The 23,420-nt window shown below is 36.7% G+C and carries 22 protein-coding genes; 11 read left to right on the top strand and 11 right to left on the bottom strand.

Annotated features, from left to right (window positions below; all coding sequences use genetic code 11):
- Positions 1–41 precede the first annotated feature (41 nt).
- The 3 genes from AC2CGR_RS20920 to AC2CGR_RS20910 all read right to left on the bottom strand — a co-directional run bounded on the left by AC2CGR_RS20920 (position 42) and on the right by AC2CGR_RS20910 (position 2,988).
- Complete coding sequence (locus tag AC2CGR_RS20920; RefSeq protein WP_087968718.1) at positions 42–422, bottom strand: VOC family protein; 381 nt, start codon at positions 420–422, stop codon at positions 42–44.
- A gap of 42 nt (positions 423–464) precedes the next feature.
- The gene (locus AC2CGR_RS20915; RefSeq protein WP_087968719.1) at positions 465–1,622 is read right to left on the bottom strand and encodes an acyltransferase; all 1,158 of its coding nucleotides are present in this window, start codon (positions 1,620–1,622) and stop codon (positions 465–467) included.
- A gap of 148 nt (positions 1,623–1,770) precedes the next feature.
- Positions 1,771–2,988 carry a dicarboxylate/amino acid:cation symporter gene (locus AC2CGR_RS20910; protein WP_000649373.1) on the bottom strand — a complete coding sequence of 406 codons (1,218 nt, stop codon included), beginning with the start codon at positions 2,986–2,988 and terminating at the stop codon, positions 1,771–1,773.
- A gap of 222 nt (positions 2,989–3,210) precedes the next feature.
- Here AC2CGR_RS20910 and AC2CGR_RS20905 point away from each other — a divergent pair, with 222 nt between their 5' ends.
- From AC2CGR_RS20905 to AC2CGR_RS20895, 3 genes are read left to right on the top strand one after another with little or no spacing between them, the layout of a single operon-like run.
- A complete protein-coding gene (locus tag AC2CGR_RS20905) occupies positions 3,211–3,513 on the top strand; it encodes a PTS sugar transporter subunit IIB (RefSeq protein WP_044792017.1) in 303 nt (100 codons plus the stop codon).
- Positions 3,514–3,527: 14 nt separating this feature from the next.
- The gene (gene celB, locus AC2CGR_RS20900) at positions 3,528–4,829 is read left to right on the top strand and encodes a PTS cellobiose transporter subunit IIC (RefSeq protein ID WP_029441007.1); all 1,302 of its coding nucleotides are present in this window, start codon (positions 3,528–3,530) and stop codon (positions 4,827–4,829) included.
- A gap of 9 nt (positions 4,830–4,838) precedes the next feature.
- Entirely contained in the window at positions 4,839–5,156 is a 318-nt protein-coding gene (locus AC2CGR_RS20895; protein WP_484481107.1) for a PTS lactose/cellobiose transporter subunit IIA, read from the top strand.
- Positions 5,157–5,418: 262 nt separating this feature from the next.
- On the opposite strand, the gene speD is transcribed toward AC2CGR_RS20895, so the two are convergent.
- Together speD and AC2CGR_RS20885 are read right to left on the bottom strand one after the other, a co-directional pair.
- Positions 5,419–5,790, bottom strand: a complete 372-nt coding sequence (gene speD / locus AC2CGR_RS20890) for an adenosylmethionine decarboxylase (RefSeq protein ID WP_087968722.1) — start codon at positions 5,788–5,790, stop codon at positions 5,419–5,421.
- Between the two features lie 27 nt (positions 5,791–5,817).
- Entirely contained in the window at positions 5,818–6,927 is a 1,110-nt protein-coding gene (locus tag AC2CGR_RS20885) for a polyamine aminopropyltransferase (RefSeq protein ID WP_484481106.1), read from the bottom strand.
- Positions 6,928–7,329: 402 nt separating this feature from the next.
- On the opposite strand from AC2CGR_RS20885, the gene AC2CGR_RS20880 reads away from it, so the two are divergent.
- The 5 genes from AC2CGR_RS20880 (at position 7,330) to chbG (ending at position 11,546) form a co-directional block, all read left to right on the top strand.
- The gene (locus tag AC2CGR_RS20880; RefSeq protein ID WP_001023567.1) at positions 7,330–7,632 is read left to right on the top strand and encodes a PTS sugar transporter subunit IIB; all 303 of its coding nucleotides are present in this window, start codon (positions 7,330–7,332) and stop codon (positions 7,630–7,632) included.
- A 16-nt stretch (positions 7,633–7,648) separates the two neighbouring features.
- Positions 7,649–8,956 (top strand): PTS cellobiose transporter subunit IIC, encoded by a 1,308-nt coding sequence (celB, locus tag AC2CGR_RS20875; RefSeq protein ID WP_087968724.1) that lies wholly within the window; start codon positions 7,649–7,651, stop codon positions 8,954–8,956.
- A gap of 183 nt (positions 8,957–9,139) precedes the next feature.
- Complete coding sequence (locus tag AC2CGR_RS20870) at positions 9,140–9,463, top strand: PTS lactose/cellobiose transporter subunit IIA (RefSeq protein WP_000989050.1); 324 nt, start codon at positions 9,140–9,142, stop codon at positions 9,461–9,463.
- 3 nt (positions 9,464–9,466) lie between these two features.
- Complete coding sequence (celF, locus tag AC2CGR_RS20865) at positions 9,467–10,792, top strand: 6-phospho-beta-glucosidase (protein WP_000145757.1); 1,326 nt, start codon at positions 9,467–9,469, stop codon at positions 10,790–10,792.
- Positions 10,793–10,841: 49 nt separating this feature from the next.
- Positions 10,842–11,546, top strand: a complete 705-nt coding sequence (gene chbG / locus AC2CGR_RS20860; protein WP_000593484.1) for a chitin disaccharide deacetylase — start codon at positions 10,842–10,844, stop codon at positions 11,544–11,546.
- Positions 11,547–11,584: 38 nt separating this feature from the next.
- On the opposite strand, the gene AC2CGR_RS20855 is transcribed toward chbG, so the two are convergent.
- Positions 11,585–12,766, bottom strand: a complete 1,182-nt coding sequence (locus tag AC2CGR_RS20855; protein ID WP_087968725.1) for a chromate transporter — start codon at positions 12,764–12,766, stop codon at positions 11,585–11,587.
- A gap of 188 nt (positions 12,767–12,954) precedes the next feature.
- Between AC2CGR_RS20855 and exsM the strand changes: the two genes are divergently transcribed.
- The gene (gene exsM, locus AC2CGR_RS20850; protein WP_087968726.1) at positions 12,955–13,368 is read left to right on the top strand and encodes an exosporium regulatory protein ExsM; all 414 of its coding nucleotides are present in this window, start codon (positions 12,955–12,957) and stop codon (positions 13,366–13,368) included.
- 300 nt (positions 13,369–13,668) lie between these two features.
- Here the strand turns inward: exsM and AC2CGR_RS20845 are convergent, their stop codons facing one another.
- From AC2CGR_RS20845 to AC2CGR_RS20835, 3 genes are all read right to left on the bottom strand, one after another.
- Positions 13,669–16,344, bottom strand: coding sequence for a sigma-54-dependent transcriptional regulator (locus AC2CGR_RS20845; RefSeq protein WP_087968727.1), 2,676 nt, complete (start codon positions 16,342–16,344; stop codon positions 13,669–13,671).
- 104 nt (positions 16,345–16,448) lie between these two features.
- Positions 16,449–17,186 (bottom strand): polysaccharide deacetylase family protein, encoded by a 738-nt coding sequence (locus AC2CGR_RS20840; RefSeq protein WP_087968728.1) that lies wholly within the window; start codon positions 17,184–17,186, stop codon positions 16,449–16,451.
- Positions 17,187–17,386: 200 nt separating this feature from the next.
- Positions 17,387–18,460: a glycosyltransferase family 4 protein gene (locus AC2CGR_RS20835; RefSeq protein WP_000378317.1), complete on the bottom strand. Its 1,074-nt coding sequence runs from the start codon at positions 18,458–18,460 to the stop codon at positions 17,387–17,389.
- Between the two features lie 488 nt (positions 18,461–18,948).
- Here AC2CGR_RS20835 and AC2CGR_RS20830 point away from each other — a divergent pair, with 488 nt between their 5' ends.
- Positions 18,949–20,319 carry a UDP-glucose dehydrogenase family protein gene (locus AC2CGR_RS20830; protein ID WP_102990439.1) on the top strand — a complete coding sequence of 457 codons (1,371 nt, stop codon included), beginning with the start codon at positions 18,949–18,951 and terminating at the stop codon, positions 20,317–20,319.
- Positions 20,320–20,392: 73 nt separating this feature from the next.
- On the top strand, positions 20,393–21,508 hold the full coding sequence (gene wecB, locus AC2CGR_RS20825; RefSeq protein WP_000140129.1) for a non-hydrolyzing UDP-N-acetylglucosamine 2-epimerase: 1,116 nt from the start codon (positions 20,393–20,395) through the stop codon (positions 21,506–21,508).
- A 41-nt stretch (positions 21,509–21,549) separates the two neighbouring features.
- Here the strand turns inward: wecB and AC2CGR_RS20820 are convergent, their stop codons facing one another.
- Together AC2CGR_RS20820 and AC2CGR_RS20815 are read right to left on the bottom strand one after the other, a co-directional pair.
- Positions 21,550–22,683 (bottom strand): LCP family protein, encoded by a 1,134-nt coding sequence (locus tag AC2CGR_RS20820; protein WP_001975277.1) that lies wholly within the window; start codon positions 22,681–22,683, stop codon positions 21,550–21,552.
- A 74-nt stretch (positions 22,684–22,757) separates the two neighbouring features.
- The gene (locus AC2CGR_RS20815) at positions 22,758–23,393 is read right to left on the bottom strand and encodes a YigZ family protein (protein ID WP_000926682.1); all 636 of its coding nucleotides are present in this window, start codon (positions 23,391–23,393) and stop codon (positions 22,758–22,760) included.
- Between the last annotated feature and the right edge of the window lie 27 nt (positions 23,394–23,420).

Below are 23,420 nucleotides of genomic sequence, written 5' to 3'. Positions count from 1 at the left end.
AATGAAAGAAGCTATCCGGTTTTTTCGGATAGCTTCTTTTTTTATTTTCGCTCCATTACCGCAAAGTAATTGTTTTCATGATCAGCAAAGTTGAATGCTCTGCCAGTAGGTAAATCTACAACTTGTCCAACAGTAACGTTTTTCTCAGAAAGATCTTTATACAGTTGATCTAAGTTGTTAGAGAAGAACATAAGTGAAGGTGTATGTAAGTTTAATTCAGGTTGCATCTTTGCAATTAACGCTTTATCGTGAAGGACGATGCTTGTGCCTGCTTCTTTTGCCGGCGCAATTTCAATCCAGCGAAACCCTTGTCCGTTATTTTCTTCCGCAATAATTTGGAATCCTACTGTCTCAGTCCAGAATTGTACGGCTTCATCTTGATTATTTACATATAGCATAATTTGTCCAATTTGATTAATCATAGGTGTGTCCTACTTTCTTTTCTTGTATGGAATTCTATTATATCAAAGATATGGTTTGAATACCTTTTCGTGATTTTTCCGAAGTACAATCTTCGCCCATCTCACATTTGTTGTAGGAGAAGGTCCTGTAATCCATGTATGAAATGGTAGTGTACTGCAAATGACCATGGCTGAAATCGAGATTGTGGCCGTTATTGTAAATAATAATAGGCTATATAATATTGTGTTTTCTTGCAGTGTAAATAAAGAAAGAAATTTTGTACATAGTTGTAAGAAGAAAAGGTGAGCTAAATAAGCACCATACGTGTAATTCCCGATAAAGCGTAAAGCTTTATACAAGAAACCGCGTCGCTGTACGATTGTAATAGATAGCACGTAAAGTATAATAATTTCGCATACGATATATAAAAACATAGACGGTTTTAAATAAGTTGAAACGGTTAAATGAATAGAGTTTGCTCCGTAAAAACTAAATAACTCATAATTGATGAATAAAAATAAGACGAAAAATAATATTGTGATAAGCGGGATATGTTTCATGACAAATGTACGCCACGTTTTGAGTGCGACAGCAGCAATTCCTCCCATGACGAAATAGAACGAGTAGAAGAAGAAGGAACGATCTGTATAATGTAAAATGGTTGAGCTAGTTAATTTCTCTCCATTAAAAATGTAGTGCGAAGAATACCACATTAAGAGAAAATATAAGCAAGCAAAGATGGTCATATATTTATATATGTCTTTTTTATTTTCTGTTCGTTTTTGAAACCAATAAAATAGTGTGCACAGCAAAGGGAACAATAGGTGAATTTGGAACATCATAATCACGTACCAAAGATGGGGTGCGGCTGTTCCGAGTAATACACTTTTTATTCCACTTTGTAGTGTAATCATATCGTTTGTTGTTAATAAGTAAAGAATAGACCAGAAGAAATAAGGAATGAGTAAATGTGCGGCTTTTTCATAAATATATTCTGTATAGGCTAGTTGCTTTGTATATTGCCGAATTAAGTGAAAGCCGACGATAAATATGAATGCAGGTGCTGAAAATTTTGCGAGATTAAATAGCATACCCATAATGAGGGATTGCTCAAGTAAAACATGTCCTTGATTCATTGTATATAATAAGGAACTTTGCAAAACGACAGCAAGAAATGCAATGCTTTGCAAAACTTTAAATTCTGGTGCGCTTTGTGTCATCGTGTCCATCTCCTTTTCCATACATGATTATAGTACGGAGAATGGATGATGGGTGTGGAATATTTGTGAAGATTTTAACAAATTTGTGGCGGAATGGATTAACAACAAAAAAAGAGGATGCTCGTTTGGAGCATCCTCTTTCTATTTATTAAGCAAATTTGTTTTTGATCCAGTTCTTACCTTCTACAAGGCGAGCTGTCATTACGGCACAAGCGTTATCTGCTGTTACGTTTAACATCGTTGCAGGAGGATCAATGATTGTGCTGATTGCTGCGATAATAGGCAATGCTTCTGGCGGGAAGCCGTATAGAGAAACGATTAACATTTCACCAATCATACCGCCGCCTGGAATAGCGCCCATTACTGTTCCTACTAATAGAGAAACAACAAGTGCGATTGCTAATGTTTTCGGTCCTTCGAATTCCATGTTGAAAATACCGAATAAGAAAGCAATTTTTAATACGCCGCCTAAAACAGAGCCGTCTTTATGAAGTGTAGATCCAAGAAGGACGACTGTTTCACGAACGTCAGAAGAGATACCCATTTTCTTCGTTGCTTCTAAGTTCGCTGGAATACTTGCGGCACTACTACAAGTTGCAAGAGATGTAACTGTAGGAGAGACCATGTTCTTCCAAAATACTTGTACACCTTGCTTGCGACCTGCAAGGTATGCATAGAACGTGAAGAATACAAAGAAGTAAATGAGAGACGCTGGATAGTATACCATTGCTGCTCGGAAGTAAGTTCCAAGAAGTTGTGGTCCGAATTCACCAACTAATGCTGCGAAGTAAGCAGCAAGTCCGATTGGAGCGTAGTACATAATGAAAGATACAACTTTCATTGAAATTTCTGCACCCGCTTGTAAGAACGTAGCGAATGGTTTTCCTTTTTCACCAACTGCTGAAGTTGCAACCCCCATTAAAATAGAGAAGAAAATAAGTGCTAACATATTTTCACGAGATAGTAATTTCGAGAAGTCAGATACTGTTAGAATACCGACGATTTGATCTGCAACACTAACAGCTTTTTCTGCTTTGTCAGGTTGTGTTAATTCCAATACAACACCTTGTGCTGGCGGGAATACTTTCACGACAATAATCATAAAAATAGCAGCTAAAATACTCGTAAATAAGAAAGTCCCAGCCATACTAGACATAATTTTACCGAAACGTTTTAATCCATCCATATTAGCAATAGATGACGCGATGCTAAAGAACACTAATGGTACAACAATCGTAAACATTAAGTTTAAGAAAATGTCACCAAGCGGCTTTAAAGCAACTGCATCGGCACCCATGAAATAACCAATGAAACCACCAATTAGGATAGAAGATAATAAAATAAGTGGAAAGCGATATGCCTTCATAAATATATCCTCCTATCAATTAAAAAATCATACTGAATTATTATAGCGAGTTAGAGCCCTCTTTACTAGAAGAATACGGATAGATGGAATAGCGTGAAAACCGAGAAATTTTTGTTTTTAAGCTCGGCATACAGCAGGAAATCTAGACATATATATTTGTAACCTTGTTGTGGCAAGGGATGCACCATCACTTAGGTTGAGAAGAAGGGGGAGGGAAGCGAGATGAATATTTTGCTTTGCTGTGCAGCGGGAATGTCTTCCAGTTTGATTGTTACAAAAATGGAGAAAGCAGCAGAGGCAAGAGGAATAGAGGTAAATATTTGGGCTGTATCAGGTTCTGAAGTAAATAGCCATATTGATAAAGCCGATGTACTTTTACTTGGACCACAAGTACGTTATTTATTACCGAAAATGAAAGAATTATGTAAGGAGAAAGGAGTACCTGTTGATGTCATTCAATCCGTCCATTACGGACTTTGTAATGGAGAAGCTATCTTGCAAGCAGCTTTGTCAATGAAACCATGAGGAGAGTGGGATAGATGATACGGTTTTTAGAGAAATATGTAATGCCGGTAGCAGGAAAGGTTGCAGAGCAGAGGCATTTGCTAGCAATTCGTGATGGACTTGTATTGACGATGCCGTTCTTAATTATAGGATCAATTTTTCTTATTATTAGTACACTACCAATCCCCGGGTATAGTGAATTCATGGCGAGTTTGTTCGGAAAAAACTGGAACGTAGCATTAGGGTATCCAGTTAGTGCAACTTTTAATATAATGGCTTTAATAGCTGTTTTTGGAATCGCTTACAGACTTGGGGAATATTATAAAGTGGACGCTTTAGCATCCGGGGCATTGTCGCTTGTGACATTTTTACTTGCAACTCCATTTCAAGTTTCATATATCATGCCGGGTACGAAAGAAAGTATACTGGTAGATGGAGTAATTCCAGCGGCATTAATGGGAAGCCAAGGTTTATTTGTAGCGATGATTATTGCAATTATATCTACTGAAATATACCGATTTCTTGTACAAAAAAAGATGATTATAAAAATGCCTGAGACAGTTCCGCCGGCAGTAACGCGTTCATTTGCAGCGCTTATTCCTGGGTTTATTGTTGTGACAGTTGTTTGGATCATTAGATTGATTTTTGAACACACAACTTTCGGAAGCATTCATAATGTTGTAGGGAAGCTACTGCAAGAACCGCTGAGTATACTTGGTGCTAGTCTTTGGGGAGCAGTTATAGCGGTTATTCTCGTTCATGTTCTTTGGGCATGCGGAATTCATGGAGCTACAATTGTGGGCGGTGTAATGAGTCCGATTTGGTTATCGTTAATGGATCAGAACCGGATTGCTTTTCAAGCGGGCCAAGATGTACCGAACACGATTACTGCACAGTTTTTTGATTTATGGATTTATATGGGTGGTTCTGGTGCAACACTAGCCTTAGTTGTCGGAATGTTATTGTTTGCACGAAGTCAGCAATTAAAAAGTTTAGGACGATTGTCAATTGCACCTGGTATTTTTAACATTAATGAAATGGTAACTTTCGGTATGCCAATTGTCATGAATCCACTTTTACTTATTCCATTTATAGTAGTTCCCGTTGTATTAACGATTGTTTCTTATTTCGCAATGGAATGGGGGTTGGTAGCTCGTCCAAGTGGTGCTGCTGTAACATGGACGACACCAATTCTATTTAGTGGATATTTAGGATCGGGTGGCAAAATTTCAGGTGTTATTTTGCAACTCGTTAACTTTGCACTAGCGTTCGTCATTTATTTACCGTTCTTAAAAATATGGGATAAACAAAAAGTAGCGGAAGAAAAGGGGGAGTGAAAAAGGAAAATGGATACAATAGAAACGAAGGCTTTTCATTTAATTTTGCATGGGGGAAATGCGAGAAGTTGTTCAATGGAAGCAATTGATTGCGCAAAGCGTGGAGAATTTGCAGAAGCAGAAGCGAAATTACAAGAAGCGTTAGAGGAATTAAAAGAGGCGCACCGTGTACAAACGGATCTCATACAGAAAGAAGCTGGTGGTGAAAAGACCGAAGTGACCCTTCTGATGGTACACGCGCAAGATCATTTAATGAATGCGATTACGGTGAAGGAATTAGCGAGTGAATTTGTAGAATTATATAGGAAGATGTCAGTATCCGAATGAACCTTGCGTATGCAAGGTTTTTTTATCCCGCATTAACGGGCAGTAAAACTCCCACCTCAAAATGTGGCTGGAGCAAGGAAGTTAGGAGGGAGCTTAACTGCCCGTAAAGGCCCGATTGGTTCAACTAATAATTAGTGGGGGATGAACAAAACCCCCACTAATTAAAGTTTCACTTTATGTATGTGTCTGTACCATCAGTGGAGTGTTCATTCCACTGATGGTATTTACAATCCTCCTTTTTACAAATGAGTAAGATTGATATTTAATCGACAGTAATAATTTCTCCTATACCACGAATTAGTTTTTTTATATTAATCTCATTTGGTTTTAATATACTCACAATATAATCAATCGCTATTTGTGGTTCAACGGTCGTACCGCATGTGTAACAATCAATGGCTGCAAAGTTTTTTTCTGGATAAGTGTGAATGGAAAGATGGCTTTCTGACAGTAAAACTAAAACAGTAACGCCATGCGGATCGAATTCTTTTGCACTTACGTTTAAAACATGGGCACCTGCGTGATCAGCAGCGTTAACTAAATGATATTCTAAAAAGTGAACATCATCTAATAGGGAAAAGTCCACTCCCCATAAATCTACTATTATATGCTTACCGAAAGTAGAGTATTCCATAAGGTAGCACTCCTTACTATAGTATCGTCAAAACTCCATTTCTTGTTTGTAGCATTGATGTAGGATAAGGTTCGATTCGGAATTTATAAGAGCATGGTTACGTTGTTCTAAATATTCTTCTTTAAATTGAAATAAAGGAAAAAGAAGGGAAGGTAATGTTCGAGGAGTGGGTACTACGTATAATTGTTCAATTTGATTGAGTACATGTGAGGAGTTAGCAGCAATGTGAAATCCCCAGTCAGTTCCGAAAGAAGGCACAATTATATGATAGCTTTTTACAATTAAGCCGGCGTTTTCAATTGTATTACCGATACTCCAATATACAAGAGGTGCATCAGCAGGTGAATTAGATTGGCAGACGAAAGCACCATCCTCTGTTAAGAATGTAGCTATACGAGCAAAAAGTTCGCTTGTATATAAAGTACTTAAAACCTCTGTTGCTGGATCAGGAAAATCAATAATAATTACATCGTATAAGGATGAAGGAGAATTTAGAAATTCTTTCGCATCGCATACGTGCACATTCACACGATTATCAAAAAAAGCATTTTTGTTTAAGGATACTATTTCTGGAACATTACGTGCCATATTAATCATTGCCCCATCTAAATCAACAAGGTCTACATGTAGCACAGTTTCATATTTCAAAACTTCTCGTAAAGCAAGTCCATCGCCGCCACCTAATATGAGAACACGTTTCGGATCAATTACTTTTGCCATAATTGGATGTACAAGAGCTTCATGATAAATTTGTTCATCAACGGAACTGAATTGTAGTTGGTTGTCCAAATATAAACGGATATCGCTTACTTGTACCAAATTAATATTTTGATAATTACTTTTTTCATTCAATAAATTTGTATGTTCACCAGCTTGTATTTCTTTTAGAGAAATTTCATCCCATATATCTAAGTTGTGTGAATCCGTGGGTACTATGACTACATTTTCCGCTTGTACGTGCTTGTCCTGTTTGTCGTGCTTATCCTGTTTGTCTTGTTTACCGTGCTTGTCCTGCTTATTTTCTATTTCCTGCTGTTCTAGTTCAAATTTGTCAGAGTCTAATTCAGAGCGCTTGTCTTTTTTATAGCTTGTTATTCTATAAATCTTTATTTTGCTTTGTTTTCTATGTTTTGGCATAGGAATCCCCTTTCGAATTGTGTTATTTTACTCTATTCTATGTGATTTAGTAGAGTTTGCTTGGACAATAGATAGAAGAGTGTGTTCAAGAGAGTTTTATTTTTTTACTAGATTTTCACGCTAAAAAATATTTTTTAGTGTTTTTTTGGTTTAAACACAACTAGACAACTAAACACTAATCTATTTTCATACAGTTATGTGTTAAAAGCGTGTTGTTTTATAACACACTGTGTGTTTTTTGAGCGACACACTAATTGAAAGCGTTAACACACAAAGAAAATAGTCGAAAAAGTGCTGATTTTAGTGGTTTTAAAAAGTTGGCACGCTAATTGCATTAATAAATAGCGTAAAGAAAAATAAATAAAACATAAATTTTTTATACTACACAAGGGGGATTTTCAAATGAATATTTTATTATGTTGCTCAGCAGGGATGTCTACAAGTTTACTAGTTACAAAAATGGAAGCGGCTGCAAAAGCTCGCGGTCTAGAAGGAAAGATTTGGGCTGTATCTGGGGATGCAGTAAAAACAAATATCGATCAAGCAGACGTATTATTATTAGGACCACAAGTTCGTTACATGCTTTCTTCAATGAAAACGCTTGCTGATGAGAAGAACGTTGGAATCGACGTTATCAATCCAATGCACTACGGCATGATGAATGGAGAAGCAGTTTTAGATCACGCGTTAACACTAAAAAAATAATTAGGGGGGAAGCGAAATGCAAAAGTTTATTGCATTTATGGAGAAATATATTGTTCCTGTCGCTGGTAAAATCGGATCGCAACGTCACTTAGCTGCGATCCGTGACGGATTTATTGCAGTTATGCCACTTATTCTAGTTGGTGCACTGGCATCACTAATTAATGGTTTTCCGTCTGAAGCTTTCCAAGATTTCATGAAAGGTTTGTTTGGTGAAACGTGGAAACAAGTTGGCGGTGGAATGTGGACTGGTTCTTTCGCGATTTTAGCATTAATCATAGCATTTACAACAAGTTATAACTTAGCAAAATCTTACGGCGTTGATGGTTTGTCAGCAGGTATTATTTCATTTGGTGCGTTAATTATTCTTACGCCAACAACACCGAAAGAAGGCGGCTTGAACTTAGCTTGGACAGGTGCACAAGGGTTATTCGTAGCAATTATCGTGGCACTCCTTGTTACTGAAGTATTCCGTTTCTTTGTACAAAGAAACATTACTTTTAAAATGCCTGATGGAGTACCACCAGCAGTTTTAAGATCTTTCGCAGCTATAGTTCCAGCATTTGTTATTTTAACAGTAGTTGCAGGTATTCAATTAGCAGTGAAATTAGCCGGTACAAGTGTTCATGAATTTATCTTTAATACGATTCAATCGCCACTGCAAAGTTTAGCAGGGACATTACCAAGTGCAATTGTCATTGTAATTCTTGTTCATCTTCTTTGGTTCTTCGGTTTACATGGTCCAAATATCGTTGGTGGTATTATTGAGCCGTTATACTTACCAGCATTAGAGAAAAATATGCAGTTATTCAAAGGTGGCACATCTGCATTTGATGTTCCAAACATTGTTACAAAACCGTTCTTTGATACTTTCGTATATCTTGGTGGTTCTGGTGCAACATTAGCGTTCTTAGTAGTTGTATTACTTGTAGCAAAAAGTGCACAATTACGCGGTGTATCTCGTTTATCAATTGGTCCAGGTGCATTCAACATTAACGAACCAGTAATCTTTGGTACACCAATTATTTTAAATCCAATTTTATTCTTACCGTTTATCATAACACCAATTGTATTAGTAATTACTTCTTATACAGCTATATCTATTGGCTGGGTACCAAAAACAGTTGTGATGATTCCATGGGCAACACCACCAATTATTAGTGGTTATCTTGTAACAGGTGGGCATCTTTCAGGTGCAATTCTACAGTTATTCAACTTTGTAATTGCGATGGTAATCTATTATCCATTCGTTGTATTATGTGACCGTTCTGTTGTTCGTACTGAAAAAGCAGCAGCACAAGGAAATAACAACTCTGTACCTATGTAACATAGTAATTGTTCTCACAGACAACATGATCTGTGAGAACAATTACCTTTATATCATGTTCAAAAAGATGAGACCCATCTAAAAGAACACCAAACTATCATTCATAAATTAATATTTTAATAGAAATGTTCAAACTGAAGGGGTATTTCAATCGGTTGAACCATAATAGAGAGGGCGGTAATTATGATGACTACAGCAGAACAAATTCCATTCCAATTAATTTTAAATAGCGGTAATGCACGAAGCTTTGCAATGGAGGCACTTCAATTTGCTAAACAGGGGAAAATGGCAGAAGCTGATGAAGCGATGGTAAAGGCGAAAGAAGCGATTAATGAAGCGCATCATTTCCAAACAGAGCTCATACAATCAGAAGCAAGAGGAGAAAAAACAGAGATTAGTGTTCTTTTAATTCACGCACAAGACCATTTAATGAATGCGATTACAGTAAAAGAATTAGCAGCAGAGTTTATTGACCTTTATAAAAAGTTAGAAGCGAAAGGGGAATAAAGCATGACTGGAATTAAAATTGCTACAATCGGCGGTGGATCTAGTTATACACCAGAGTTAATTGAAGGATTTATTAAGCGTTATGATGAACTTCCTGTTCGTGAAATTTGGTTAGTAGATATCGAGGCAGGAAAAGAAAAGTTAGAAATCGTTGGTAACTTAGCGAAACGTATGGTGAAAAAATCAGGTTTACCAATCGAGGTTCATTTAACACTTGATCGTCGCGAGGCATTGAAGGATGCTGATTTCGTAACGACGCAGCTTCGCGTAGGTTTATTAGAAGCTCGTGCAAAAGATGAAGCGATTCCGTTAAAATATGATGTAATCGGTCAGGAAACGAATGGTCCTGGTGGTTTATTCAAAGCGTTGAGAACGATTCCTGTTATTTTAGATATTTGTAAGGATATGGAGGAACTTTGTCCGAATGCATGGTTAATTAACTTTGCAAACCCAGCTGGTATGGTAACAGAAGCTGTCCTTCGTTATACAAATATCCAAAGAGTAGTTGGTCTATGTAACGTTCCAATCGGAATCCGTATGGGGCTTGCGAGATTACTTGAAGTAGATGCAAGTCGTGTACACGTTGACTTCGCAGGTTTAAACCATATGGTATACGGACTAGATGTGTATTTAGATGGCGTAAGTGTAATGGATCGTGTGTTAGAACTTGTAACAGATCCAGAGAAGCAAATTACGATGGAAAATATCGCTGCGCTTAACTGGGAGCCAGACTTTATTCGCGGTCTTCGTGCAATCCCTTGTCCATACCATCGTTACTACTACAAAACACGTGAAATGCTAGAAGAAGAGAAAGAAGCTTCGGTTGAAAAAGGAACACGTGCAGAAGTAGTAAAACAATTAGAAGATGATTTATTCGAGTTATATAAAGACCCGAACTTAGATATTAAACCACCACAATTAGAAAAACGTGGAGGCGCTTATTATAGTGATGCAGCATGTAGCTTAATTACGTCTATTTATAATAATAAAGGTGATATCCAGCCTGTTAATACACGAAACAACGGAACAATTGCAAGCTTGCCACATGATTCTGCTGTTGAAGTGAACTGTATTATTACGAAAGAAGGTCCAAAACCAATTGCAGTGGGAGATCTTCCAGTACCAGTTCGCGGTTTAGTACAACAAATTAAATCATTTGAGCGCACAACAATTGAAGCTGCTGTTACAGGGGATTATCATAAAGCGCTGCTTGCTATGACAATTAACCCACTTGTACCATCAGATAAAGTTGCAAAACAAATTTTAGATGAAATGTTGGAAGCGCATAAAGAATATCTTCCGCAGTTCTTTAAAAAGGTAGAGAAATAAAAGCGGCGCTATTTAGCCCGCTTTTTTTATTCTATTAGGAGGTATTACGATGATTAAACTAATTGTAAATGCAGATGATTTCGGTCTTACAGAAGGTACAAATTACGGCATTATTGATGGGCATATAAATGGACTTGTCAATTCAACGACGATGATGATGAATATGCCGGGAACAGAGCATGCGGTACGCTTAGCAAAAGAGTATAAAACGTTAGGGGTAGGCGTACATCTTGTATTAACGGCAGGGAACCCGCTTCTTGGAGATGTTCCATCACTTGTAAGTAGCGATGGATTGTTTCATAAACAAAGCGTCGTATGGGAAGGGAAGGTAAATCCAGAGGAAGTCGAGAGAGAGTGGGCTGCTCAAATTGAGAAATTCCTATCTTACGGATTAAAACCAACTCATTTAGATAGTCATCATCACGTGCATGGATTACCGATCTTGCACGATGTTCTTGAAAGATTAGCTAATAAATATAATGTTCCAATTCGTCGTTGTGAAGAAGAGCGAGCAGTGCGTCCATTTTCTGACGTGTTTTATAGTGACTTTTATGCGGATGGTGTGACGGAAGATTATTTTGTGAAGTTAAAAGAAAGAGTACAAGGTGAACAAACGGTAGAAATTATGGTTCATCCAGCTTATATTGACCCAGAGCTTGTGAAACGTTCTTCTTACGTAATGGATCGTGTGAAAGAATTGCGTATTTTAACAGAGAGTGAGTTGCCTGAAGGAATAGAGCTTGTGAAGTTCTAATAAAAAAACGACGGCTACATCATGCCGTCGTTTTTTATTTATAAAATGGATAGAACATATCCGCCAAAGGCTCCAAGTATGACGATAACCCAAGGGGGTGTTTTCCAAAAAGCGAGCAAGCAAAATAGAAGAGACGCAAAAACAAAATCTGCAGCGTTTATAATTGTGCTTGTCCAAATAGGATCATAAAAGGCGGCAATTAAAATACCAACAACTGCGGCATTGACTCCAAATAGTGCGCCTTGTATGAAAGCTATTTTTCTCACACTGTCCCAAAATGGTAAAACACCAATAACGAGTAAGAAGGCAGGAAGAAAGATCGCAATTGTTGCGAGTATTGCTCCGAGCGTTCCGTTTAACACTGCTCCTATATAAGAAGCGAATGTAAATAGTGGTCCTGGCATTGCTTGTGTTAATCCGTATCCAGCTAGAAATTGTTCTTTCGTCATCATTCCATTTTGTATGAACTCACCTTCAAGAAGAGGTAGCACGACGTGTCCGCCTCCAAATACAAGTGCGCCAGAGCGATAGAAACTATCAAATAAAGCGATGTAATAAGAGAACGGTCTTAATATTGGTAGCAGTAGTAATAGTCCAAAGAATAAGACGAGACAAGAAACTGCTATCTTTTTTGAAATAGGTACTTTTATACTTTGAGATTGGCTAATTGGTTGGTTGCGATATAAAAGCCAGCCGATAAAGCCAGATATTATAATGAGAGTGACTTGTGTCCAGCTACTTGGCCATAATAGGGCGATTGCGGCAGTTGCAATTGCAATCGTTGCACGATTTCGGTCTGGCGTTAATTTTTGCGCCATTCCCCATATTGCATGAGCGACAATAGCGACTGCTACAAGTTTTAGTCCATGAATCCAGCCAGCACTTCCAAGGTTAAATTGATTAAGGAATGAGGCGAAGAAAACCAAAACAAGTACAGATGGTAGTGTGAATCCAATCCATGAAATAATAGCTCCTAATACCCCGCCCCTTAATAATCCAACGCCCATACCGACTTGGCTGCTAGCAGGACCAGGAAGGAATTGACTTAGTGCTACTAAATCTCCGTAGCTCCGTTCATCCATCCATTTTCTTCTTTGCACATATTCGTGGTGGAAATACCCAAGATGGGCGACAGGACCCCCAAATGAAGTAAGTCCTAATTTAAATGAAACGAGAAAAATCTCTAATAATGTGTGAATAGTGTATTTGTTATTTTCCAAAATAACCTCCTAGAATGTTTTTCTATGTGCATTATACAAGAGGTAGTGAAGCAAAAGGAACGATTCTAATGTAAAGATTGTGTGAATCTTTTCTTTGTAATTAAAATTGAAAAAGTCATAAATGATTATGTATAAACCATAAAGTAGTAGAAGTAGTGCTGGGAAATTTATATAAGGAGAATGCCCGTATGACAACACATTTCTTTGCGAGGTTAACAGGTAAGAGGGAAATACCTCCTGTAAATACAGAAGCTTATGGCGTAGCAGAGTTTATATTTAGTGAGGATTTAAAGAAGTTGCAATATCGGGTCATATTGAAAAACATCGAAAAAGTTACATCATGCCAAATTCATTTAGGGAAAGCAGATCAAATTGGTCCAATTGTTTTAAGTTTACTTGGTCCGCTAAAGCAAGGTATTAGTGTAAATGAAGGAGTCGTCACTGGTGTAGTTAATGTGGGGGATTTTGAAGGACCTTTACAGGGGAGAGCGTTTGATAGCTTACTTCAAGAAATCATTCAGGCGAATGTATATGTAAATGTTTATACGAAGTCCCATAAGAAGGGTGAAATAAGGGGTAGAATCAGGAAAGTAAAGAAGTAGAAAAAAGGCTGTCCATATTTTGGAACAGCCTTTTTTGCTATAAGGTGCAAATTTTAGCGGTTATTGCCGGTAAATCGATATATTTGAAAAATCGCTGATAAAATCCGAGTTGCGCTGATATATCTTGAAAATCGCTGATAAAATCCGAGTTGCGCCGATATATCTTGAAAATCGCTGATAAAATCCGAGTTGCGCTGATATATCTTGAAAATCGCTGATAAAATCCGAGTTGCGCTGATATATCTTGAAAAACACTGATAAAATCCGAGTTACGTTCGATATACTAAAAAACTGTCTCGATTAATTTTTTACAGGCTGATTTTTAATGAAGAAGTCCATAACATAAAACACTTCGTCATCAGGTATTTGTATTTCAAATGTATTTTCAATTGGCTGCAATGCTTTTTTTACTTTCATATACATCCAGTATTCATCTTGTCTTCGTTTCTCTTTATCCGGATGAGGGAGGAGGCTTTCTCCTTTTTGAAGACGGTCAACCATACAGCTCATATGCAGAATAACACCCATTAAACTGTCAGGAGTTAGCTGTAAGGAAATTAATTCTTGAATTGTATTCAATGCGTAACGGATCGTTTTAATAAGTAATGCTCCGTCGTTCCGCTGCATTTGTTGTTCAAGAATGTCAGCCATTTTTGCATATGTTTCTTCATACGTAATTAATTCTTGAATTGGCTGAATCGCTGTGTAGTTTACAATGTCTTGGAAATGATAAGTTAAGCATGGCACCTGCACATCGAAATTCGTGACGATACAAATGATATTCCGCTCTTTTTTTATGTTCTCAATCATTTTTGTTAAATCTTTTTCATGGACGATACTAATCGGAATGATTTCAATTAAGTCTTTGTCAAATCGCAAATAGTTCTCCAACATTTTTTGAATAGCTAAAGCACTGCCTTCCCCAGTTAAACAAGCTGTCAAAATAACAGATTTCATTGGTGATAGTGGCTTTTTCTTTTCTTCTTGTACGTTTAAGTAAAACGGTGTTAAGTTCTTCACTGTTTCATATAATGCATCTAACGAGTAGCCAAGCTGAGCTTTTCGAGCAGCTTCTAGTGCATGTGGAGTGCTCGTCATGGAAAGAACACGTACCGGGATTTTGAACTCAGTTTCTAATATATCACCAATATAAGCGAGAGATCCCATATCAACGAGTAAGAGAAGCCCGTTTACATTTTGGAGTGTTTTCATATACACTTTCACACGCTCTAAGAAATCTTTGGGTGATTCATGTAATGGCATATCGATACCGGTTACTTCCTCAATGCCGAGCAGTTCGTTTGCGACGTTTGCCATTTCTGTTGCTATGCCGTTGCCGTGCGCTAATATTAATACTTTTACTTCTGTTTGTGAGGCAGGAATTGGATCAACAACGAAGAACATTGTTAAAAAGCCTGCTTCATCGATAGGCATTGTTATTTGTAATTCGTCTTCCAGTAGTTGAATGCATTGCATAGCTACGGAAAAAGCTTCTTTATATTTCGTACGAATTTGATTTAATTGTGGATGATGAATTTGTTTTCCAGCTTGTAAACGTTGTAGAGTTGTCTGTACATGTAAACTTAAAGCGAGAAATACTTTTTCATCAAACGTCTTGGATAAATGTTTTTCAGCAAGTTCTGCAATTCTTTCACAAACGGAAACGATATTACGATCCACAATTTTAAAAACATTTTCATGACTTGTCTTTTTTGACATTTGGTTAAAATATTGTACGAAAAAGCTTTGAATATCATTTTCGATTAGTAATTCTAATTCTTCCTCTTCAATACCACGAGCTTGAAGTTCTTCATATTTATAATCAATATAATCGTAAATAGAAGATTGCTTCTCATTTTCTGCTTTATGATGACTCCAACCTTCATCACCTGTAAATATAAATGTTTCATTCGGTATTTGGTATAGATGACGGCTTTTTCTTTCAATGAAGAGCCCTTCTTTCATATACCAAGGTAAGTCTGTACTTGAAACATAGACAGAATCACGTTTCTTTGTCACGAAGTCAGAATAGGCTTTCGCACAGGCAATTTGTACATCCGTTTTTAATTGACCGATATTATTGGGACAATTGTAAAAAACGAAAGCACGCATTGCATTCGGGCTAACGTGAATTTCTTTTCGCAAGCGAATTGCTTCATTTGTGAAAAATAGTTGCAGTAAAGCAAAACGTTCTTTATGTGTACGCTCACGAAGTGGTGGCAGCGTGACAGTCATCGGTATACGTCTTGTAAATGTTTTTAATAAAAATGAATTTGGTTCTTCTGTTGTTGCAGTAATGATTAATACTTGTGCTTTACGTTCATTTTCTGTTTCTCCGAGGCGGCGGTATACTCCGCGGTCAATAAAGGTGAAAAGCATTTCTTGTCCCTCTGGAGGAAGGCGATGTACTTCATCTAAGAAAAGGATCCCTTCATGTGCTTTTTCAATTAACCCTTTTTGATCACTTGCCCCTGTATAAGCTCCTTTTTTAATCCCAAATAATTGTCCTAGTAGTAGCTGTGGATTATTTGCGTAATCAGCACAGTTAAAGACGATAAAGGGTGCATTTTTAGGAAGCTGTTCAACCTCAATTGCATATTCGTGCATTAAAGAAGCAAACATAGATTTTCCGACGCCTGTTTCTCCGAGCAGTAAAGTATGCATACCGTTTGGAGGATAGAGAATAGAAGCTTTCGCTTTTTCGATTGCGATTTTAAGGCTCGTATTTTCAACTGCAAATGTATCTAATGAAGTTACTTCTTTTGAATGCGTTTCCAACGAAGCGTTCGTTTCTATATAAAAACGAACAGGACGCGTATTTGTTTTTAATAAACGTTTATCTTTTACGAGTTTGTTTAAGTCGCTACTTACATTGGCTCGATCTAGTTGCAACAGGGTAGCGAGTTCTGATGCAGTTACACCTTCTGTATAATTGCCTTTTTGTATTGCGTTAAAAATGAGATCTATTCGTTTCATTTCTATTCACCTCGAAACTTCATCACTATTTAAAATTTTACACAAAAATGGGAAGGGTGGGAAGAGAAAAATAAAACAGCTTTAGCACATAGGCACTAAAGCTGTTACAATCTTGTGTCTTTCCAAAAGTTTACTTTGAGATGAGAAGATGGATTATAAGGAAGAAGTTTGTATCCTTGTGACTGTAAGTAATCAATTACTTGTGGCAGTATTTGTACGGTTACACTCGAATCATGCATTAAAATTACTTCGACTTGTTCATCGCTCTGATTACGTACCCTTTCTAGTATGGCAGAAGGATTGTCATAGCTTTTCCAGTCGTATGTATCGATTGTCCAATCCCACATTTTATACTGGGCTGATACAAGTGCATCACGGTAATTCTTTTTTAAATAAGGCATGCTACCATACGGGACACGAACGAGATGTGTATTTAATTTTGTAACTTGTTGGACAATGTTTTGTGTTTGTTCCATTTCTGTAATTAAAGCAGATGGATCACCAGTGTAAAGGCGTTTTACATCATGGGACATACTGTGAAGTCCGATATAATGTCCATCTTTAATTAATCGTTGCATTGTCTTTTTATAATGTGGTACTTTTCCACCAATCACAAAGAAAGTTGCTTTTCCGTTCTTTTCTTTTAAGATGTTTAAAATTTGCGTAGTATATTTGTTTGGTCCGTCATCAAATGTTAAGTACGCGATTTTTTTTGTAGAAGAGGTAGTTTCGGTATTTGGATGATGTTCAGCAGGGGGAATTGTAGTTGCTCCTGCATGAGATGACGCGTACATAGTAATCGTTAAAAATAAAATAATGTATTGAAATACTCGCTTGATCATAACATTCACCCTCAGTTTGACAATCAAGATGTAAAAAAGAAAATATAACCCTTTTCTTATTATGTATATCTTTCTCCAATAGTGGAACTCTCAAACAAGCTATATTTTGGAAATGTAAAATAACGAATAAAAAATAGCATCCTCTTATAAGAAAGAGGATGCTATTTGAATATTTCATAATAGTAAAGGCTATACTACAATTAGTCTTCGCGTTTTTTCACTTTTTTATAAAAGGAAATAAGTGGTTTGTAACGTTCATGTACAAGCCCAATTACTTCAGCAATAATCTCTGTAAAGAAGATTAAAACGAAAAGAAGAATAATGGATAACCATAATGTCGCACTAGAGAAAATGATTGCATTTACACTAAAGAAAATACCGAATGCGTATATAATTAGTACCGTTTTACGATGAGAGAAGCCCATTGCAAGTAAACGGTGATGTAAATGCGATTTATCTGGTGCTGAAATAGGTTTTTTATTTACGATACGGCGGATAATTGCAAATGTCGTATCAAATACAGGTACGCCTAAAATGATAACTGGAACGATAAAACTGAATAACGTTACACTTTTGTATAATCCAAGTAACGATATAACAGAAATACAGTATCCTAAAAATAGTGCTCCTGTATCTCCCATGAAAATTTTTGCTGGATGGAAGTTGTAGAATAAAAATCCAATTGTACTTGCAAGTGCAATTAGTGCTAGCGGTAAAATAATAGCTGTTCCAGTACCCCATGGGCTAGTGAAGGCCATATATGCTAGCGTTGCCAGTACGATAGATGAAATACCAGCGGATAATCCATCTAAGCCGTCAATTAAGTTGATAGCATTTGTAATACCTACAATCCAAAATACTGTAATTGGGTAAGCAAGCCATCCAAGTTCAGTATCCCCGAGGATTGGAATATATAATACTTGCACTAATAATCCACTTTTTACAATCATAACGGCAACTAATAGTTGTCCACCGAATTTTACCTTCGCAGATAACTCGTACATATCATCTAAAATACCGATGATTACAATGATAATCGCACCTAGCGTTATCGATAACATTCTTTGTTCGTATAAGCCACCGACAACAAATCCAACAGCCACACCAATAAATATCGCTAACCCGCCAAGACGAGGCATAATCTTTTGGTGCACTTTACGCGCGTTTGGCTTATCTGTTGCTCCTATTTTAAAAGCTAACTTAATAACTAAAGGAGTAACGACGAGTACAGTGATGAAAGATGCCAAAATGGCATAAATCACTTGTGAGTCCATTAATACCCCACCCTTTTATAGTCTAACGTAATTTTTTAAATGTATTTATCTGAAAATTATGATGTTTATTTACAGGCTCATAACATATGGTATCACAAAAAGATTAGAATTCAATCTTTTTTTCGTTTTACAGTAAATGGAAACAGATAGAATATATGACAATTGTATACAGAATGTTGAATCATTTGAGAAGGTTAATCGTATTGGGCTTTGGAATATGACATTTTCTCTTTTTCTTTAATAGTGAATACTTTTATTTCAATATTATAAGTGTTACACGTAGAAATGAGTAAGTTCCGTGTTAAAATGTGGGAATTTATCCTGCGTGAAAAGGGAGCTTTAATCCCGGTAAGATCTCTATTGGTTTAATGAACAATATTTAATTTTACAAAAACTTAAAAAAGAATGAAGAAAGTAATTCATATAATAAAGAAGTAAAAGAGTTTTCTCATTTTTAATGTGAGAGGAGGAAGCGCAGGGAGAATTCTATGTATTCGTATATTTTCTATTGTATATTCCTGTGCGAAAAGGAAATGAAAATTACGATAATAGGTACCGGATACGTTGGATTGATTACAGGAGTAGGATTGGCAGTATTGGGACATTCGGTTACATGTTTTGATATAAATAATGAGAAAATTGAACGGATAAAACAAGGGGATCTGCCTATTTATGAAGCAGGCTTATATGAATTAATACATGATGCGTTTGAGAATAATCGTTTAACTTTTACAACAAGTAAAGAAGAAGCATTTAACGATGCAGAATTTATATTTATTGCAGTTGGAACGCCATCATTATTAGATGGGACAGCGGATTTAACATATATTCAAAATGCATGTGTTGATATTGGAACATATGCGACTAAAGACATCATTGTTGTTACAAAAAGTACGGTTCCTGTAGGGACGAATGATGCTATGAGGGGATGGATTGAGGAGACATTACAAAATAGGCATGAATTACATATTGTATCGAATCCCGAATTTTTACGGGAGGGTTCAGGTATTTACGATTTTTTTCGGGGAGATCGTATTGTAATTGGAGCAGATAATGAGGAAGCGACACGAAAAGTGGAGAATTTATATAGTGAATTACACTTACAGACATATGTGACAGACATAAAAAGTGCAGAGATGATTAAATATGCATCGAATGCTTTTTTAGCGACAAAAATTAGTTTTATCAATGAAATTTCAAATATATGTGAGAAGGTAGGAGCTAATGTATCAGACGTTGCAAAAGGGATGGGAATGGATAAGAGAATTGGGGCATCTTTTTTAAATGCGGGCATTGGTTACGGGGGATCGTGTTTTCCGAAAGATACGAAAGCTCTTGTGCAAATTGCAGGGAATGTAGCACATGATTTTCGCTTGTTAAAAGCCGTCATTGAAGTAAATAATAAACAACAGTTATTATTGATCGAGAAAGCGAAGAAAGTAATGAATATGAACAAGAAGCGGATTGCAGTGCTGGGAGCGGCATTTAAACCGAACACAGATGATATAAGAGACGCACCGTCCCTTATTATAATACAAGAATTAATGAATATAGGTGCGGATATAGTTCTATATGACCCGAAGGCGATTCAAAATATGAAAAATATCTTTGGGAAGACTATACAATATAGCGAATGTATAGATGAATCCATTAGAGGAGCGAGTGCGGCTTTTATCATGACAGAATGGGAGGCTATCCGGGCTTATCCGTTAGAAAAGTACGCCCAACTTATGAGAGAACCTATTTTATTTGATGGAAGAAATTGTTATACTGTTGAGGATGTCAAGAAGCAAGAGATAGATTATTATTCTGTTGGAAGAGAAAGTATTTGTAAGAGGGACTTTTCCATTATTCGTTAAAAAGTATGTATTCATGTATATTCTTATATGTCATAATAGAAGTTGTAACTAGTGAAAGAAAAGAGGCAATGAAATGACTGAACGTTTAAAAGTAATGACAATTTTCGGGACACGTCCAGAAGCAATTAAAATGGCACCTCTTGTATTAGAGTTGCAAAAGCATCCAGAGAAAATTGAATCGATTGTGACTGTAACAGCGCAACACCGTCAAATGTTAGACCAAGTATTAAGTATCTTTGGGATTACACCAGATTTCGATTTGAATATTATGAAGGATCGCCAAACTTTAATTGATATTACAACACGTGGTTTAGAAGGTTTAGATAAAGTAATGAAAGAAGCAAAGCCGGATATCGTACTCGTACATGGTGATACAACGACAACATTTATTGCAAGCTTAGCTGCTTTCTATAATCAAATTCCAGTAGGCCATGTCGAGGCAGGACTTCGTACATGGGATAAATATTCTCCATACCCAGAAGAGATGAATCGTCAATTAACAGGCGTAATGGCAGATCTTCATTTCTCACCTACAGCAAAATCAGCAACGAACTTACAGAAAGAAAATAAAGATGAGTCACGCATTTTCATAACAGGAAATACAGCGATTGATGCATTAAAAACGACTGTAAAAGAAACATATAGTCATCCTGTACTAGAGAAGCTTGGGAATGATCGTCTTGTACTTATGACAGCTCACCGTCGTGAAAACCTAGGAGAGCCAATGCGTAATATGTTCCGTGCAATTAAGCGTCTTGTTGATAAGCATGAAGACGTACAAGTTGTGTATCCTGTTCATATGAACCCTGTTGTTCGTGAAACAGCAAATGATATTTTAGGTGATCATGGCCGCATTCATTTAATTGAGCCGCTAGATGTAATTGATTTCCACAATGTTGCAGCTCGTTCATACTTAATGTTAACTGATTCTGGTGGGGTACAAGAGGAAGCGCCGTCATTAGGTGTACCGGTTCTTGTTCTTCGTGATACAACAGAGCGTCCAGAAGGTATTGAAGCAGGTACGTTGAAATTAGCGGGAACAGACGAAGAGACAATCTTTAGTCTTGCTGATGAGTTGTTATCAGACAAAGAAGCTCATGATAAGATGTCAAAAGCATCTAATCCGTACGGTGATGGCCGTGCATCAGAGCGTATTGTAGAAGCAATTTTACAACACTTTAATAAGTAAATAAAAAAAGAGCCAAATCATATACGATTTGGCTCTTTTTGTTATTGCTGATTTCTCATAATCCACTCTGCATGAGCATTCGTAGAAGGAGGGGGATCAGTTGGTGTTTTGTTCTGATTGTGATTCGTTTCTTTCTTTGCTTTTTCGTTCGAGTTAGAATTTGAAGAAGGATTTGATTCAGTTTTTGTTGTTGGATTTTCTTGCGTGTTTACCTTTTCACCTAATTCCTTTTTAATTTCGTTACGTACTGCCTCAACACCGTTTGGATCCGGAAGGAAGTAATAAATACCACCTATTTTTTTGTCTTCTCCTTCAAGTTTGAACGTTTGCATTGTAGAAGGATCAAACCCAGAAAGTTTATTATAAAGAGCAAGGCCATCTGAAATAGGAATGTCAGTTTTTATATATTTTCCAACGACTGCTGTCAAATCTTTAATTTTAAATACGGTAGAGGTGGAATTTAGTTTTTGAGCAACAGCAGCTAGTAATTGTCTTTGTCTAGCAGCCCGGCCATAATCGCCATTTGGATCTTGCTTTCGCATACGAACGTAAGCGAGTGCTTCTTCACCGTTTAATTCTTGTTGTCCTTGCTTAAATTCAATTTTTTTGTAGTAATCCACGTCTGAACGCTCCCAAAAATCGAAGGGGACATCAACAGTAACACCGCCAACAGCATCAACAATACCTTTAAAGCCTTGGAAATCAATTTTAAGATAATGGTCGACAGGCACTTTTAGAAAACCTTCGACAGTTTTGATTGCCATTTCTTCTCCGCCGTAAGCATGTGCAGCGTTAATTTTGTCCTCTTTATTCTTTCCGACAATTGGAACGCGACTATCACGAGGGATACTCATAAGCGAAATCTTTTGCGTTTTCGGATTGACTGTCGCAAACATTAATGAATCTGTACGACCGTTTTGACCGTCTGTTGCATAATCTTCTATACCCATAATAAGGAGTGTAAAAGGCTCCTTTGTAATTTCTACATCTTCGGTTCTCAAATCCGATTTTTCACGAGTAAAACCACTATACATCCCCATGAGAGAAGAGTAGGAATTTAATATATAAAGTCCTACACTACCAAATAAAAATAAGAAAATAAGGAAGTAGAAAAACTTTCTTCTTCGTTTCTTTTTTATTCTGCTATTTTGGAGATGATAATAACGTTCTTCCATATATAATCTCCTTAGTTCATTTGTAGGAAAGTAATTCACTACATTAATCTTTAAAGGCGATAAAGTATTTATTCTTAGATAACATCTTGTTCTAAGTACAACATATCTCCTTCTGTAATTGTACATTTCCCATTTGTTAATTCAATCATCCAATCCGTGAATGCTTGTTTTCCATCTTCTTCTACATACGTATCAAATGTGACATTTTCGAGATAATGTATATCTTTAATGGCATATTTTGAATTGCGTAATTCATTTTCAATTTTGCCAAGTAACGTGTAATCAATTTCGGTCTGCATAACACGCATTAGTTTTCGCTCGACAACACCGACATGATTAATGCCTTCGCTTGTACATTTTCCATATGCGCGAATTAATCCACCAGCGCCCAGTTTGATGCCACCAAAATAGCGGGTAACGACAACGACGGTATCTTTTAAACCGCGTTTTTTTAGTACCTCTAACATAGGTACGCCAGCTGTACCGCTAGGTTCACCATCATCATTTGCTTTTTGAATTTGATCTTGTTCGCCAATTAAATAAGCAGAACAATTATGTGTTGCATTCCAGTTTTGTTTTTTGATTTTTTGTATGAATTCTTGAGCCTCTTCTTCGGTTGTAGCACGACTAACATAACAGATGAATCTTGATTTTTGAATAACAATTTCGTGTTCACCGTAGTCCTTTATTGTTAAATATTGTAATAACACTTGTATACGCTCCTATCCATCAAAATG

The sequence above is a fragment of the Bacillus sp. LSHTCR4 genome (assembly GCF_057197025.1).
Note: the sequence above shows the minus strand (reverse complement) of the source record. Positions and strands in the feature narration are given on the sequence as shown.

Excerpts from the sequence above, each read along its gene's own strand:
- AC2CGR_RS20920 (WP_087968718.1), bottom strand. The coding sequence starts at position 422 with ATGATTAATCAAATTGGACAAATTATGCTATATGTAAATAATCAAGAT.
- AC2CGR_RS20915 (WP_087968719.1), bottom strand. The coding sequence starts at position 1,622 with ATGACACAAAGCGCACCAGAATTTAAAGTTTTGCAAAGCATTGCATTT.
- AC2CGR_RS20910 (WP_000649373.1), bottom strand. The coding sequence starts at position 2,988 with ATGAAGGCATATCGCTTTCCACTTATTTTATTATCTTCTATCCTAATT.
- AC2CGR_RS20905 (WP_044792017.1), top strand. The coding sequence starts at position 3,211 with ATGAATATTTTGCTTTGCTGTGCAGCGGGAATGTCTTCCAGTTTGATT.
- celB (WP_029441007.1), top strand. The coding sequence starts at position 3,528 with ATGATACGGTTTTTAGAGAAATATGTAATGCCGGTAGCAGGAAAGGTT.
- AC2CGR_RS20895 (WP_484481107.1), top strand. The coding sequence starts at position 4,839 with ATGGATACAATAGAAACGAAGGCTTTTCATTTAATTTTGCATGGGGGA.
- speD (WP_087968722.1), bottom strand. The coding sequence starts at position 5,790 with ATGGAATACTCTACTTTCGGTAAGCATATAATAGTAGATTTATGGGGA.
- AC2CGR_RS20885 (WP_484481106.1), bottom strand. The coding sequence starts at position 6,927 with ATGCCAAAACATAGAAAACAAAGCAAAATAAAGATTTATAGAATAACA.
- AC2CGR_RS20880 (WP_001023567.1), top strand. The coding sequence starts at position 7,330 with ATGAATATTTTATTATGTTGCTCAGCAGGGATGTCTACAAGTTTACTA.
- celB (WP_087968724.1), top strand. The coding sequence starts at position 7,649 with ATGCAAAAGTTTATTGCATTTATGGAGAAATATATTGTTCCTGTCGCT.
- AC2CGR_RS20870 (WP_000989050.1), top strand. The coding sequence starts at position 9,140 with ATGATGACTACAGCAGAACAAATTCCATTCCAATTAATTTTAAATAGC.
- celF (WP_000145757.1), top strand. The coding sequence starts at position 9,467 with ATGACTGGAATTAAAATTGCTACAATCGGCGGTGGATCTAGTTATACA.
- chbG (WP_000593484.1), top strand. The coding sequence starts at position 10,842 with ATGATTAAACTAATTGTAAATGCAGATGATTTCGGTCTTACAGAAGGT.
- exsM (WP_087968726.1), top strand. The coding sequence starts at position 12,955 with ATGACAACACATTTCTTTGCGAGGTTAACAGGTAAGAGGGAAATACCT.
- AC2CGR_RS20845 (WP_087968727.1), bottom strand. The coding sequence starts at position 16,344 with ATGAAACGAATAGATCTCATTTTTAACGCAATACAAAAAGGCAATTAT.
- AC2CGR_RS20840 (WP_087968728.1), bottom strand. The coding sequence starts at position 17,186 with ATGATCAAGCGAGTATTTCAATACATTATTTTATTTTTAACGATTACT.
- AC2CGR_RS20835 (WP_000378317.1), bottom strand. The coding sequence starts at position 18,460 with ATGGACTCACAAGTGATTTATGCCATTTTGGCATCTTTCATCACTGTA.
- AC2CGR_RS20830 (WP_102990439.1), top strand. The coding sequence starts at position 18,949 with ATGTATTCGTATATTTTCTATTGTATATTCCTGTGCGAAAAGGAAATG.
- wecB (WP_000140129.1), top strand. The coding sequence starts at position 20,393 with ATGACTGAACGTTTAAAAGTAATGACAATTTTCGGGACACGTCCAGAA.
- AC2CGR_RS20820 (WP_001975277.1), bottom strand. The coding sequence starts at position 22,683 with ATGGAAGAACGTTATTATCATCTCCAAAATAGCAGAATAAAAAAGAAA.